The 14,304-nt window shown below is 52.6% G+C and carries 12 protein-coding genes; 7 read left to right on the top strand and 5 right to left on the bottom strand.

Going from position 1 to position 14,304, the window contains the following annotated elements:
* Positions 1 to 1,003 precede the first annotated feature (1,003 nt).
* From LZ005_RS04015 to LZ005_RS04035, 5 genes are read left to right on the top strand one after another with little or no spacing between them, the layout of a single operon-like run.
* Positions 1,004 to 2,554 (top strand): class I SAM-dependent DNA methyltransferase, encoded by a 1,551-nt coding sequence (locus tag LZ005_RS04015; RefSeq protein WP_237804941.1) that lies wholly within the window; start codon positions 1,004 to 1,006, stop codon positions 2,552 to 2,554.
* A complete protein-coding gene (locus LZ005_RS04020; RefSeq protein WP_237804943.1) occupies positions 2,544 to 3,812 on the top strand; it encodes a restriction endonuclease subunit S in 1,269 nt (422 codons plus the stop codon). Before LZ005_RS04015 ends, LZ005_RS04020 begins: the two co-directional genes overlap by 11 nt.
* Positions 3,813 to 3,863: 51 nt before the next feature.
* The gene (locus LZ005_RS04025; RefSeq protein ID WP_373889299.1) at positions 3,864 to 4,589 is read left to right on the top strand and encodes a hypothetical protein; all 726 of its coding nucleotides are present in this window, start codon (positions 3,864 to 3,866) and stop codon (positions 4,587 to 4,589) included.
* Positions 4,590 to 4,627: 38 nt separating this feature from the next.
* Positions 4,628 to 7,783, top strand: coding sequence for a type I restriction endonuclease subunit R (locus LZ005_RS04030; RefSeq protein WP_237804947.1), 3,156 nt, complete (start codon positions 4,628 to 4,630; stop codon positions 7,781 to 7,783).
* Between the two features lie 55 nt (positions 7,784 to 7,838).
* Positions 7,839 to 8,921 (top strand): endonuclease NucS domain-containing protein, encoded by a 1,083-nt coding sequence (locus tag LZ005_RS04035; protein ID WP_237804949.1) that lies wholly within the window; start codon positions 7,839 to 7,841, stop codon positions 8,919 to 8,921.
* A 93-nt stretch (positions 8,922 to 9,014) separates the two neighbouring features.
* On the opposite strand, the gene LZ005_RS04040 is transcribed toward LZ005_RS04035, so the two are convergent.
* The 5 genes from LZ005_RS04040 to LZ005_RS04055 form a co-directional block, all read right to left on the bottom strand.
* Complete coding sequence (locus tag LZ005_RS04040; protein ID WP_237804951.1) at positions 9,015 to 10,457, bottom strand: DUF6538 domain-containing protein; 1,443 nt, start codon at positions 10,455 to 10,457, stop codon at positions 9,015 to 9,017.
* 703 nt (positions 10,458 to 11,160) lie between these two features.
* Positions 11,161 to 11,541, bottom strand: a complete 381-nt coding sequence (locus LZ005_RS04045; RefSeq protein WP_237804953.1) for an STY0301 family protein — start codon at positions 11,539 to 11,541, stop codon at positions 11,161 to 11,163.
* Positions 11,542 to 11,561: 20 nt separating this feature from the next.
* Complete coding sequence (locus LZ005_RS21855; RefSeq protein ID WP_373889300.1) at positions 11,562 to 11,936, bottom strand: STY0301 family protein; 375 nt, start codon at positions 11,934 to 11,936, stop codon at positions 11,562 to 11,564.
* Positions 11,893 to 12,330, bottom strand: a complete 438-nt coding sequence (locus tag LZ005_RS04050) for a BPSL0067 family protein (protein ID WP_237804955.1) — start codon at positions 12,328 to 12,330, stop codon at positions 11,893 to 11,895. The genes LZ005_RS21855 and LZ005_RS04050 overlap by 44 nt, the downstream gene beginning before the upstream one ends.
* A gap of 14 nt (positions 12,331 to 12,344) precedes the next feature.
* A complete protein-coding gene (locus tag LZ005_RS04055; protein WP_237804957.1) occupies positions 12,345 to 12,836 on the bottom strand; it encodes a type VI secretion system tube protein Hcp in 492 nt (163 codons plus the stop codon).
* 731 nt (positions 12,837 to 13,567) lie between these two features.
* On the opposite strand from LZ005_RS04055, the gene LZ005_RS04060 reads away from it, so the two are divergent.
* Positions 13,568 to 13,873, top strand: a complete 306-nt coding sequence (locus tag LZ005_RS04060; RefSeq protein ID WP_237804959.1) for a hypothetical protein — start codon at positions 13,568 to 13,570, stop codon at positions 13,871 to 13,873.
* Between the two features lie 12 nt (positions 13,874 to 13,885).
* Positions 13,886 to 14,299 (top strand): hypothetical protein, encoded by a 414-nt coding sequence (locus tag LZ005_RS04065; RefSeq protein WP_237804960.1) that lies wholly within the window; start codon positions 13,886 to 13,888, stop codon positions 14,297 to 14,299.
* Positions 14,300 to 14,304 lie beyond the last annotated feature (5 nt).

A 14,304-nucleotide genomic window follows, 5' to 3' on the forward strand; every position in this document is an offset into this window, starting at 1 on the left:
GCACAACAGCTGAAACGCGTCAAAACGCTTTCTACGGCCGCCAATTCCTTGTGTTGTGGGCTGCGATGGAAATTGCGGGATTTCGCCTCAGACGGGCTATACGTGGCTCCTGATGGCTTTTCAATGGTGGCTGCTGACGAGGGTGGGGGCGACGCTGGTCGTGAGCGCCGGCGCGAATTTTTTCCAGACCCGTAAAAGCATAAAGTCGCAATAGTCGTAGGGCGTAACAACAGAAATACGTAAAGGATGCAACCCGCAAAAACAGGAACACGTGAATGTAGAAAGCCGTGTTTAAGGAAGCGAGAGTGGTTTCAAGGCGAGAGGAGAGGCATTCCAGACACGTTGGCATTGAATAGCGAAAGGGTGGAGGCCATGCTCGCTGATCGCTCGCATTGGCCTTAATGACGATCGCCTATCAAAGACTTCTGGGGGGGGGCTGGTGTACCTTGAACGACGATGATGGGCAACCGATTCGCAGGCTCATCGGTTGCTGGTTAGAGGGTGAGGGGCCATGGAGGAGTGGTAGGAAGGTGAGGGAGAAACAGTGTCGGGAGGATGCTGATTGTTATCTACTATATGGGGTCTCTATCCTTGGCTAGGCGGCCCTGAAAAACCCCGTAAATCCAAAGACTTAGATTGTCCCGTCCACCATCAGTGACAGCCTTGTTTCCGCTTTTTCTAGCTTTCCTGGGCGTCCTGACCGCAATCGGCTGGGCTGGGCTTGGCCTGGAATTGATCGGAATTGGGGCTGGCAGCGTGTAAATATGCGCCAAATTGAGATCCAGGCTGTGGAAACGCATGGTCCCTGAGACAAAGTTGGAGATTGTGGAATGTTTCTGGCGTGTATTATTCGGGAGGAAAGAATCAACTCCGCGCCAGGCTTGTAATTGCTAGTTAAGTTGGCCGTTCTAGAGACTACTTGGCGTCCAATTTACATATGCCGTGAGACTGAGACATTGAGGGGGCGTTTGCCATCCTCGGAAATTAGGGTTTTAACTAAGAAATGATCGAAGACATCAAGAAAACGCTCTGGGCGACAGCTGACAAGCTCAGAGCCAACATGGACGCCGCAGAATACAAGCACCTGGTGCTTGGTCTCATTTTCGTCAAATATATTTCCGATACATTTCAGGCACGCCGCGAAGAACTGACTCGCCGGTTTGCAGATAAGGACGACGATTACTTTCTTCACGATGCCGATGCAGAACTCCTGGCTGAAGAGCTTGAGGATCGAGACTACTACCGTGAAGTGAACGTGTTTTGGGTGCCAGAGGCGGCGCGCTGGGAAAGCATTCGGTCCAATGCCAAGCAACCTGACATTGGCAAGCGTATTGATGATGCGCTGACGCTCATCGAAGTCGAAAACCCCAAGCTTAAAGGCATCCTGGACAAACGCTACGCGCGCGCCCAACTCCCGGATGGGAAGCTAGGCGAACTGGTGGATTTGGTTTCGACTATCGGCTTCGGCGAAAGTGCGGGCGCTGCGCGCGACGTGCTTGGGCAGGTCTACGAGTATTTCCTTGGCATGTTTGCGAGTGCCGAAGGCAAGCGCGGCGGACAGTTCTACACGCCGGCAAGCATTGTAAAAACCCTGGTGGCAGTTTTGGCGCCGCATCATGGGAAAGTGTATGACCCATGCTGCGGGTCAGGGGGCATGTTCGTTCAGTCCGAGCGCTTTATTGAGGCACACGGCGGCAAGCTGGGTGACGTCAGTATCTACGGGCAAGAAGCCAATCCGACAACCTGGCGATTGGCAGCAATGAACCTCGCCATTCGCGGCATTGATTTCAATCTTGGCCGTGAACCTGCCGACACGTTCACTCGCAACCAACATCCCGACCTGCGAGCCGATTTTGTTCTGGCGAATCCACCGTTCAACATTAGCGACTGGTGGCATGGCAGTTTGGAGGGTGATCCGCGTTGGGTCTATGGCACGCCACCTCAAGGTAATGCCAACTATGCGTGGCTTCAACACATGCTGTATCACCTGAAGTCTAGTGGCCGCGCCGGCATTGTGCTTGCCAATGGCTCAATGAGTTCGAGCCAGAACAGCGAAGGCGAGATCCGGCGTGCGATGGTGGATGCTGATGTCGTCGAAGTGATGATTGCGCTACCTGGCCAGTTGTTCTTCAATACGCAGATTCCCGCTTGCCTGTGGTTCCTTGTCAAGCAAAAGACCATCCGAAAGGGCGAAGTGCTGTTCATCGATGCCCGCAAGTTGGGGAGCATGATCAGTCGCGTGCAGTGCGAATTTACGGATGACGTGATTGACCGTATCGCAGGAACTGTTGCGTCATGGCGAGGCGAAAGCACGAGCGATTATGAGGACATCCCTGGTTTCTGTCGCAGCGTGCAGCTGGCGGAAATCGCTGAACATGGCCATGTCTTGACGCCCGGTCGTTACGTTGGCGCAGAAGAAGTCGAAGATGACGATGAAGCCTTTATTGAAAAAATGCAGAAGCTTACGGAGACGCTTGGCAAACAGATGGCTAAGGGGGCGGAACTCGACGCGTTGATTCGCCGTAAATTAGAAGGGCTGGGTTATGAGTTCTGAATGGCTCACGACCACGCTTGGAGCTGTCTGTGCTGAGCAGCGTGGCATGATTCAGACCGGCCCATTTGGTAGTCAGCTCCATGCATCTGACTATGTTGCTGAGGGAATTCCCGTTGTGATGCCAGCCAACATTGGTGCTGATGGAGGTATATCTGAAGAAGGTATTGCTCGAATTCAGCCGCATGACGTTGAGCGCCTGTTGCAACACAAACTGCAACTCGGAGATGTCGTTTTTAGCCGACGCGGGGACGTAACCCGCAATGCACTCGTTGAACCTCATCAAGTAGGCTGGCTTTGCGGGACGGGATGCTTAAAAGTTCGCCTCGGCAATGAACAAATAGCCAATGCAAGGTTCATCTCGTACTGCTTGCGTTTGCCTGAAACCAAGGATTGGTTGGTTCGGCATGCAGTTGGAGCAACGATGCCAAATCTGAACACTGCGATATTGTCAGCGGTGCCATTGACCATTCCACCATTGGCAGAGCAAAGGAAAATCACATCGGTTTTAGGTGCTCTCGACGACCGCATCACCCTGCTTCGCGAAACCAACGCCACGCTCGAAGCTATTGCCCAAGCCTTGTTTAAGTCCTGGTTTGTAGACTTCGACCCAGTTCGCGCCAAGCAGCAAGGCCAGGCGCCTGAAGGCATGGACGAAGCGACGGCGGCATTGTTTCCTGATAGCTTTGAAGAGTCGGAGCTGGGGTTGGTGCCGAAGGGGTGGTCGCCCCAACGCTTAGATTCGATACTCGAATTGCGATATGGCAAGGCACTGAAAGCTACCGACCGCGTTTCAGGAATAGTACCCGTCTATGGGTCCGGTGGAATCACCGGATTCCATAACAAGGCACTGGTGACCGGGCCTGGCGTTATAGTTGGCCGTAAGGGCACAATTGGAAGTCTTTACTGGGAAGATTCTCCATTCTTTCCGATTGATACCGTGTTCTATGTCATTTCAAAAGTGCCACTGACATATAGCTACTATTTGCTAAAAACGCTTAGCCTCAATGAAATGAACACTGATGCGGCTGTCCCTGGACTCAATCGAGAAAATGTGTATCGGCTTAAAGTGGCCATCCCAAATACCGAGGCGATTCATTGTTTCAATGAGATTGTTGGGGTCTTGCGAAAGAGTATCGGGCACAACAACGAACACGCTGAGTGTCTGACACATCTCCGTGACACTCTTCTCCCACGCTTGATCTCCGGCCAACTACGCTTGCCGGAGTCCGTTGAACAGGTTGAGGAAGCGTGCGCATGACGTCCAGTAAGCCTTTCCGGCTTGTTTAGTTCAGGATAGAGAGCTGAAACCATGCTTTGCTTCCATTGCACACAAGCCGCTTGTGACGCACTTGCCAGCATTTTCAAAGGCCATACGGAATCATGGTTGGATCAGACTTCATTGCCCGATAACGACTCGGGTTGGCATTGGCAATTACATGCAGTGAAAATCTCTCGCAAATTGGTATTCGTCGCCATGGAACATGAGACCCGTTACGCAATGGTTTTCTGGGGCTTGAAGAAGGGCGACGGCGAGACGCTGATTAACCTTTTTTTTGAACGGTTGGTGAACCATCTATTGCTTCTTACGCAGATAAGCACAATCGTTGACGACTCGCATGCGCACAAGCTAGTGGGCAACCTGTTGGAAGCAAATCGTGCCTTCAACTTCCAGCCTGGCAGTGACCGCAGCGTGCAAACTCACATCAACGAAGTGGTGCATATGTGCCGATATGACGTGAGCGATCATGGCTCCCTACCGGACAATCGTGCAGAAGCTGCTGGGTTCGAAGCCAAGTTGAATCAGACGCTGCGAAGTGTTCGGGGCGGCAAATACTTCCAGCCGGACGAAGCCCTTCTCCTGAAAGCCCTGCGCTTGTTTGCCGGTTTCGATGCTTATCAGTTGCGGCAGGTGTCAGCCAGCCTTCAAGTCGTGCGGAGACAGAGATGGGCGAGCCTAATGCAGGATGCTGAGGCTAGTGATGCAACTGAAGGCAGTAGCCCATCGCTGCTAAAGCGTAGCTCAACCATGCATTGAAAAGAAAACGGCGGCTCAGCCACGTTGCGAAAGCGAACATGACAGAAGACCAACTCGAGCAAGAAGCGCTGCAATGGCTGGGGGAAGTGGGGTACACCCACGTCTACGGATATGACATCGCACCGGACAGCGAAGTCTCGCCGGAACGAACTGATTATCGACAGCCCTTGATGGTTGAGCGCTTACGCAAGGCAATCGCCAAGCTCAATCCTGGAATTCCTTTGGTGGCGCGCGAAGACGCGATGAAGCAAGTGATGGACCTTGGTATCCCATCTCTGCTTTCCGCAAACCGGCTATTTCATAGTCTGTTGGTTAATGGCGTTCCGGTTCAGTATCAGAAGGACGGCGAAACGCGCGGTGACTTCGTGCGTTTGATCGATTTCACCGATGTTGCGGTTAATGAATGGCTAGCGATCAACCAATACACATTGAGGGGAGCGAAACATACCCGTAGGCCAGACATCATTCTGTTCGTAAATGGCTTGCCGCTCGTTCTCATCGAGCTGAAGAACCCTGCTGATGAGAATGCCGACATCTGGAAAGCATTTGATCAATTGCAGACTTACAAAGAACAGATACCAGATGTTTTCAACTACAACGAAGTATTAGTCATTTCGGACGGAAGTGAAGCGCGTCTGGGTTCGCTTTCTAGTGACGCCGAGCGCTATATGCAGTGGCGAACTATCGATGGCGTTACGATTGATCCGCTTGGTCAGTTCAATGAGCTTGAAACGCTCGTTCGCGGGGTGCTTGCGCCCGCCTATCTGTTGGATTACCTCCGTTTCTTTGTGCTATTTGAGGATGATGGTGGGCTGATCAAGAAAATTGCGGGTTATCACCAGTTTCATGCCGTCCGCGCAGCGATCGAACAAGTCGTAACCGCATCTAGACCTGGCGGGAGTCACAAGGGAGGTGTCGTCTGGCATACGCAAGGTAGCGGCAAGAGCATCACCATGACCTGCTTTGCGGCTCGGGTGATGCGAGAAGCGGCGATGGAAAACCCAACAATTGTGGTAATCACTGACCGGAATGATTTGGATGGGCAATTGTTCGGCGTGTTTTCACTGGCCCAAGACCTCCTACGTGAACAACCAGTGCAAGCAGAAACACGCGGAGATTTGCGAGCCAAACTAGGCAATCGACCCTCTGGCGGTATCGTGTTCGCCACGATTCAAAAGTTTATGCCAGGCGAAGACGAGGACACCTTCCCCGTTCTGTCCGATCGCAGCAATATCGTTGTGATTGCCGACGAAGCTCACCGAACCCAATACGGCTTTGAAGCAAAGCTGAAGACAATCAAGCCTAAGAAGGCTGCGGCAAATGAGGAATTCGGCCGCGAAGTCGCTGAGCCTGCCACATCCTACGACGTTCAGACCCAATTCCAGGTTGGCTACGCTCAACATCTGCGAGATGCACTTCCCAATGCGACTTTCGTCGCCTTTACGGGTACCCCTGTTTCCAGCGAAGACCGCGACACGCGGTCAGTATTTGGCGACTACATCCACATCTACGACATGCAGCAGGCAAAGGATGATGGCGCCACGGTTGCGATCTATTATGAGTCGAGGCTGGCAAAGTTGGGTTTGAAAGAAGCCGAGCTGGCGAACGTCGATGATGAAGTGGATGAGCTTGCAGAGGACGAAGCCGATGACGAGCAATCCAAGCTAAAGAGCAAATGGGCGGCGCTCGAAAAAGTGGTTGGCGCCGAGCCTCGGATTCGGCAGGTCGCAGCTGACCTGGTGACTCACTTTGAAGAGCGATCCAAGGCTCAGAGTGGCAAGGCGATGCTCGTCGCCATGAGCCGAGAAATATGCGTTCATTTATACGATGAGATCATCAAGCTTCGCCCAGATTGGCACGATGAAGATCCTTCAAAAGGCGCAGTGAAGATCATTATGACTGGCTCTGCTAGCGAAAAAGCGCTTCTGCGGCCGCATATCTATTCGAAGCAGGTCAAGAAGGACTTAGAAAAGCGATTCAAGAATCCGGGCGATCCGTTGCGTATGGTTATTGTGCGCGACATGTGGCTGACGGGCTTTGATGCGCCTTGCGTTCACACCTTATATGTCGATAAGCCCATGAAGGGTCACAACCTCATGCAAGCAATTGCACGCGTGAACAGGGTGTTCAAAGACAAGCAGGGGGGCTTAGTCGTTGACTATATCGGGATTGCCAACGATCTCAAGCAAGCTTTAAAGGAATACACAGCGAGCAATGGGCGCGGGCGCCCGACGGTCGACGCACATGAAGCATATGCGGTGCTGGAGGAGAAGCTGGAAGTACTCCGTGCAATGCTGCACGGCTTTGATTACAGCAATTTCGTGCATGGTGGTCACAAGTTGCTTGCAGGTGCTGCCAATCATGTTTTAGGAGACAAAGATGGCAAGAAGCGATGGGCTGACCATGCGCTTGCGATGAGCAAGGCGTTTTCCCTTTGTTGCACACTGGACGAAGCGAAGGCTGTACGGGAAGAGGTCGCCTTCTTTCAGGCCGTGAAGGTGCTGCTGACGAAGCGCGACATAAGCAAAAAGAAGAAGACAGACGAGGAGCGAGAGCTTGCGATTCGTCAGATTATTGGCTCTGCGGTTGTGTCTGAGCAGGTTGTAGATATCTTTGACGCAGTCGGACTAGATAAGCCGAATATTGGCTTGCTTGATGATGAGTTCCTGGCCGAAGTTCGAAATTTGCCAGAGAGGAATCTCGCTGTTGAGTTGCTGGAGCGCTTGCTAGAAGGCGAAATCAAAAGCAAGTTCGGTGGCAACGTGGTTCAGAACAAGAAGTTCTCTGAATTACTCTCAGACGTCATCAAACGATACCAAAATCGCTCCATCGAGACGGCGCAGGTAATCGAAGAGCTAATCGAGATGGCGAAGAAATTCAAGGCCGCTGCAAGCCGTAATGAGGCTCTTGGTTTGTCCGATGACGAGATTCGCTTCTACGATGCGCTGGTCGACAATGAATCAGCCGTAAGAGAGTTGAGTGATGAAACTCTGAAGTTGATCGCTCACGAACTAACTGAAAACCTTCGACAAAACGTCAGCGTCGATTGGGCTGAGCGGGAAAGTGTGCGTGCAAAGTTGAGGCTTATGGTGAAGCGGATTTTGAGGAAGTATCGGTATCCGCCTGGTCGCCAAGAGGAGGCAGTTAAGACTGTCTTGGAGCAAGCAGAAAACCTGACAGCAGAGTGGGTTTGAAAGAAGGCAGTGTTGTCGTGATTATTGGCTGAGAATGGCTACAAAGGAGTGTGCTTTGACGGTTCGAACTGCGCTTTGGAAAGTGGGAAAAAATCCTCAAGAGCTATTGGAGGCGCAACTACCCAGCGAGAAAAGCTTAGAGGACATGGTCGTTGCTGCGCCCAGGCTGCTCTCTGATGAGTGGATGCTAATCGGACGACAGGTCTCAACGGGATTTGGTGGCATCATCGACCTGGTTGCGATAGCGCCTGACGGGTCCCTCATATTGATCGAACTTAAGCGAGACCGCACGCCTCGAGACGTTGTCGCTCAGGCGATTGACTATGCAGCTTGGGTAGAGCGGTTAGGCAGCGATGAGATTGGTGCTATTTACGGTCGATTCCGACCAGGAGAGGATCTCGCTGCAGTCTTTCAAAAGAAATTTGGCACACCGCTTGATGAAGAAAGTCTTAATCAAAGCCACCAAATTGTGATCGTAGCTGCGGAGCTAGATCCGAGCAGCGAGCGTATAGTCGCCTATCTGGCGGAACGAGACATTGCAATTAATGTCCTGTGCTTCCAGGTTTTTTCTAACGGCAGCGAGCAGTTTCTCAGTCGGACCTGGTTATTGGACCCTATGCTTACGCAGAGTTCAGTTAAGGCCGTTGGCGCGAATGAACCGTGGAATGGTGAGTTTTATCATTCGTTCGGGCATGGTGTCGAGCGATCGTGGGATGACGCGACAAAGTACGGTTTTATTTCTGCTGGAGGCGGCCTGTGGTACACGAATACTTTTGCATTGTTGTCTCCAGGCGACCGTGTATGGGTAAATGTGCCGCGCTCCGGTTATGTCGGTGTCTGTAAGGTTCTTGGCGGCGCCATACCTGCTCGGGACTTTCTAGTACAGACCGAACAGGGGCAACAACCTTTCCTTGAAATTGGAATTGGCAGCTACCACAAGGAGTTCCGTGATGACCTCGACAAATGTGAGTATTTCGTGCCGGTCGAGTGGTTGCAGACGGTGCCACTTTCCGCTGCCGTGAAGCAAGTCGGCTTCTTTGGTAATCAAAACACTATATGTAGGCCTACATCTCCCAAATGGAGAAGCACGGTTGAAAAGCTAAAGCAATCATTCCGAGGCTGGGACTCCAAGGCCTGAAACATGTCGTAACCTGGCCTTTGATCGACTCGGATGAATTCACTGTAAAGTGAGAGTTCGTTGGTGAGTACGATTTTGCTTTAGACGACCTGATCACGTTGAGAGGACGTCGTCCAAGACACGTGCTAATTCATTCAGGCCAGGTTCTATTCCACTTCGGAAGAGTCTCTTGTGATCGGACTTCAAATGTTCATATCGCTCCGCGTCGGCACCACCATAACGGCGGCCAGATAGTGCTTCGGAAATTTCACTGGAGACGCCTGCATTGCCAAGGATTTGCTTGAATGAATGGCGCATGGAGTGGAAGAAAGCGAGTTTGCTTGTGTCCCAATGGTTCTTTGCGCCAATTGCAATGAGTTCGCGACCACCCCATTTGGAAATGTAGTGCGACCATTTGCAGATATAGCCAATCAGCTTGCTGGTCTCCTCGCGCGGCGCCCATTCGGCTTCAAATGGGCGGGTATGGCCTAGGTTACGCTGGTCCAGCAAGAAATCGACAAAGCCGTGCTTAAAAAGCGCTGGATGAATTGGTGCGCTGCGCCAGCTACTGGTCTTCTTCAGACTTTTTCGCAAGACGCCATCGGGGTCGGGTTTGCCATCGAATTTCAGATACCAAATTCCGGCATCCTCGTCGAATCTTAAATCTTCATGGAGATGAACCTGAGCCAGCTCTTCAAGTCTGCAACCTAGGAAGGCGGGCGCGATAGATGCCCAGAATTTGCACGGCGCAGACTTACGATACTGCTTAGCATTTTCGAAAATAGCCTGAAGTTGATCAAGAGTGAACGGCGCGCGATCGTCTGCGTCTGGCGTGTCTTTCTTTGGCATGAGACTTTTCACGGTCAGCAATTGAAGTCCGGCGCGTATGCGGTGCCAGTTCAGGAATGTTGCAACAGTCGTGATGTAGTGTCCCTGCGTGGACGGGTGTTCAATAGTTGAGCGGACATGCTTTGAATATGCAACGAACTCGACCTGGCCGATTTCCAAAACGCCAGCGGCGTCGGCGAAGTAGGCCTGAGCGTGATTCAATTTTGAGCGATGTGTGGCTTTGGAGGCGGGCTTGATTGACGATTCCGTAAGGTACTCTTCAACCGCAGCTTCGATAGACTTGTCACCAGCGTGCTTTAGAGTCGCTTTGACGCTGTGAGTGGACTGCGGTGCCGCACTGACGGGAAATGCATTCCCAAGAGCCTCCAAGGAGGTCTTGATGGCGGCGTTGACAGCATCGACTTCTTCGGGTTTTGCATCGACCTTGATGGCTTTGGGGCGTCCAGTAAGCTCATCAATAGGGATTTCAAGCGTGAAGTCAAAGGTGATGCCGGATGAATCAGATTTGCGCGCCATAATTTCTTCAAAAAGCAAGTCAGTCCGCGCAGCCAGTGCGCGGCCCCGAATCATAGCCAAGCGCCGGTCGGATGTCTCTAGTGACCTCTGTATAACAGTCATTTTGATTACGTCGCGAAGGGAGGACGGAATGCGACGTCGGAAGTAGTAGACCGTCCCGTGGCGGGAAAGAACTAAGAAATTCGCTGCCATGTGTAGCACCTTTGTGTAGCACCAAGCGCTTCCGGCCCAAATGAAAAAGCCGTTGATCCTTTCGAATCAACGGCTTAGCAATTCTTTGGTGGTGATAGCTTCACTCGAACTCTGGGCTGGAAGCCGCATGGGCAGTGGGTTTTGCTTCGTGGAACTCCTTATTTTGCCCCATCCCATTCCCCATTAAATCGATAGATTCCGGCATTTGAGAAACGTTTGACAATTTAGCGTTGCTCCAACACTCCAGGGCGTGCTGGCGGGGGAGGTGCTTGGAGAGCCCAGAAGTAGATCCGCAGTTCTTGGATCTCCTCCCCGGTCGCCATGACCTGCAGCCAACGTCCCCTCTTGTGGTAATAGAACACGCAAACGGGCTTGTCAGTGGGGCAGCCACCAACCTCGATCACCCCCAGTCGATGCAAGCTGCACTCCAAGAGCACACAATCGGGTGTTTCCTCCGAGATCCATGTGCTTTTCAGATCGACGGGCCTCCATCCATGACGAAGAATGACCTTCCTGGCTGATAGAAATGGCGTGCCGGCATTCATTCCCGGAACAATTTTGGGTAGACGTGCCGGGTCAACGGTATCGGGGTCGCGTGGGTAAAAGCGCAGATCAATTTCAGAATGCGCGGGCTGCCCTAGTAGCAAAAAGCCGATAAAGATTACTGCCCTCACTTTGCGAGCTTTCCGCGTGCGGCCAAGTTTCACTTGCATCTGAGCTTTGTGTGGCGGCGTACATTGACATTGAAATCGCAACGTTCGATTCGTTTGATTGATTTGATATCAAACATGAAGCGATCGGCATAGAAACACCGAAAGTGCACCTGTCTGCCGGCGTCATAGATATAGCCCAGCTCAAAGAAGCCAGAGTTAGGCCCAGTTAATTCAGCTTCCAACGAAGCGAGCTCTTCGGGTGGCCCATCGTAGATGCCAACATACTTTGGTGGCTGACCATGCCGAAGGGGACAAGGGCCTTTCGCAATTGCAAACTGTGGCAATGCCATGGCGACTAAGTAGCACATGCTAAAGATCTTCCGAGCCAGGGTCCCGCGAGTTCCAATTTCTTTTTGTTTTACATTCAGCATGGCTTGCGGTTCCGCTCTTCTTATTTACAGGTCAATGAAAGGTGCTGTTTCTTGTCGGCCTTGAAGCTGCATTGCGCAACGCGTTTGGTTAGCTTCATGTCGATCATGTAACGGTCGTCATACTTACAACGAATCGTAACAATGCGACCGGCATCAAAGATGTAGCCGAGGTCCCAATAGCCGGTTGTTGGGCTGGTCTGTTCCGCTTGAAGGTAAATGAGCGCTTCGGGAGGCCCGTCAAATACGTCGACGAATCGGAGAAAATGTCCTCTTTCGACGGGGCAAACCTCAGCGCAATATGCAGACTCGGAGGTCCAAGCGAGTGGAAGGAATAGGGCAAGAGTCGCCAATTTATTCAACGACATAATAGTTATTCCCGTCATTTGCCAAGCCATGTCCGCCCCAGCTGACCGTTCTCGGGCCAACCGGCTTTGGATGTTGGCCGTTGACGTATTGGTCGTAGATGTTGATGCCAACAGGATTTTGATTCACATAGATCGCGGCATGGCCATGAAAGCGCCCTTGCTCATTAAACGTAGCGATGACAGTGCCTGCGGAGAGCGTGTTATTGCCCTTCACTGCGACGCCTTTTTGCCATAAGTGAGTAGGTGGCAGACTTGGGCAGACCTGCTTTACGAAAGATACGCATTGTCCGCAAAGGTCATGTCCGTCCCGCACATCCATGGGTGGTAGCGTGTCGTAAGGTTGCTTATTTGAAGTGGGCGCGCAAGTCCATTTTGCAAGTGGAGCGTTGGAGTTGCTTAAGTAGTTGCGAGCGACGTAAGCCATTGCTTTGCCCTCTCTTAAGCCAGGCGATTCGCTGAAAGATCCCATCCCCCAGCGGTGTTACCACCTGCGCCGCCGCCGATTTTTTGCTGTGTGTAACGCCAACGCACCTTTGCGTACTTCAAACCAATCGATTCAGTAACTACGTCGCCTTCGGTAACCCCGGGATTGACGTGGCCGATTAAGACGTTTTCCAACTCAATTTCGTAATACTTGATGCGCTCACCATTTCCATCGGCGCGCATGAATTCAAGTCGAGCTTTGGGAATGGTGCGCCCAGCCGAACAGGTCTGCAGCAGGATTGGCGAAGACAAATCGGCCAGCTTGGTTAATGTGATGTCTGCATGAACGCAACGTTCGGCGGTGTGTCCGCCTGCAGTCGATGCGGTTGCGGAGCGCGGTTGGCTTACGCCCCAGTGAACGGACGTTAGCTCAATCCAATCACGGTGACGGTCGTCCGTCGACTCGCCCTTAATGCCGTCCAGCTGCAAATAAACGTCGATGGCCATGATGTCCTCCAGAAATGAAGTGTGAGGTGATTTTTCACATGCATCGCATTCCATGTCTTGCGGAGAGTCAACCTGAGGCTTAACCAATTGCAAGCCCATGTTCGGCACACTCCAGCGTGTCGTCATTGAAAGCAGTCAATTTGATCCGTAGCGAGGTGCTAGTGCCACCTACGAAATCCGTGCGGTGAATCTCGATCAATCTTCCGTCGCATTTCAATGGCGCTTTCAGGCGCGCGCTCGCACAATAGAACTGCTAGACCGCGAGGATCGCCCTCGCAGCCCGGGTCAAGTTGCCCGGACCTGAGCCGCTGGTTCAGGCGTTGCGCTCGATACGCGCCCTTTCCATAGCGGTATCAAACTGCTCGCGGCTTAGTCCGCAGTTACAGCGGCTCGTCATGGCCGCTTGAACGCCGATCATTCGTCGTTCCGCCACCGGCCTTTGCTTGGCCGCCACGCTCGCCTTCTTCGAGCATTTCAATGCGTCAGTTCCGCTCGCAAGGGGACGGCGCATGCACGCCAGGTCTTTAGATTGGACCACCGGCGTGTGCCGCGCGTCGTTACTGGCGGCAACGCTGCCAGTGACGACGCGCTACCGCGCTACTCCTGCCTAGCAAGGAGGAGGAAAACGGTAAGTTACGGTAGCAAGTGACAGCCTCATCAGTAGGCACACAGGCGACCGTCAATGCTGCTTGCCAGCAGCTTCGCTCCCATCAAACGGAGCCGTCTCGTGCATGTCGATGCACTCCTTGGGCCCAGGGTTATTGGCCCGCCCGCTGACCGGTATTCAAGCCATCAACGGCGCCACACACGCATGCGGCGTGGGCAAGCAGTGCAACAAACCGCATGAACGGGCGTGGTGTCCCGTGGCCTTCGATTCCCTGGCTTTGCTGCGGCAAGTCGGGCGGCCAGAAACACTGACCGGACTGAACTACACCGAGCTGTATAGAACATTTGCAATTCTCGAATCTAGCCGAACCTTAGCATTGCTGCTTGTCAATGCCGTCATGCAACGTCTCAACAAAATGGGAGGAACTTAACCGGGAGGGTCTATGGGGGAGCTGAACGTCGCCAAAGCGGGAAAAGCGCGATCCCATCATACAAAGCGTCAGAGCCGCCCCGCAAAGGCAGAGTGGACGGAACGGAATCCTGCGTCGGTACCCGCGACAGTTCAAAGTGCTCTGAAAGAAGCCTTGAATATCGAAAAGGTGTCGATGGCTGAGTACGACGACTTCCTTTGGATAATTGCGCAAGAGTCCTCCGGCGTTGTTGATGCCCGTAACCCAAAATCCACTGCACGTGGTCTATTTCAGTTGTTGCGTGCACAGTACAGCTTGAATCCGAATGGAGAGAAGTCGTTTGGAAACGCTGTTGAGGAATGCCAGGGTGGAATCCACTATGTACTCGGCCGATATCATTCTGCATCCGCGGCAAAGCGCTTTTGGCTGGCGCACCATTGGTATTAAGAGAA

It is taken from the genome of Massilia sp. TS11 (genome assembly GCF_022012445.1).
GTDB lineage: Bacteria > Pseudomonadota > Gammaproteobacteria > Burkholderiales > Burkholderiaceae_D > Telluria.

Coding starts and splice junctions, on each gene's coding strand:
- LZ005_RS04015 (WP_237804941.1), top strand. CDS start 1,004: ATGATCGAAGACATCAAGAAAACGCTCTGGGCGACAGCTGACAAGCTC.
- LZ005_RS04020 (WP_237804943.1), top strand. CDS start 2,544: ATGAGTTCTGAATGGCTCACGACCACGCTTGGAGCTGTCTGTGCTGAG.
- LZ005_RS04025 (WP_373889299.1), top strand. CDS start 3,864: ATGCTTTGCTTCCATTGCACACAAGCCGCTTGTGACGCACTTGCCAGC.
- LZ005_RS04030 (WP_237804947.1), top strand. CDS start 4,628: ATGACAGAAGACCAACTCGAGCAAGAAGCGCTGCAATGGCTGGGGGAA.
- LZ005_RS04040 (WP_237804951.1), bottom strand. CDS start 10,457: ATGGCAGCGAATTTCTTAGTTCTTTCCCGCCACGGGACGGTCTACTAC.
- LZ005_RS04045 (WP_237804953.1), bottom strand. CDS start 11,541: ATGCTGAATGTAAAACAAAAAGAAATTGGAACTCGCGGGACCCTGGCT.
- LZ005_RS21855 (WP_373889300.1), bottom strand. CDS start 11,936: ATGGCTTGGCAAATGACGGGAATAACTATTATGTCGTTGAATAAATTG.
- LZ005_RS04050 (WP_237804955.1), bottom strand. CDS start 12,330: ATGGCTTACGTCGCTCGCAACTACTTAAGCAACTCCAACGCTCCACTT.
- LZ005_RS04055 (WP_237804957.1), bottom strand. CDS start 12,836: ATGGCCATCGACGTTTATTTGCAGCTGGACGGCATTAAGGGCGAGTCG.
- LZ005_RS04060 (WP_237804959.1), top strand. CDS start 13,568: ATGTCGATGCACTCCTTGGGCCCAGGGTTATTGGCCCGCCCGCTGACC.
- LZ005_RS04065 (WP_237804960.1), top strand. CDS start 13,886: ATGGGGGAGCTGAACGTCGCCAAAGCGGGAAAAGCGCGATCCCATCAT.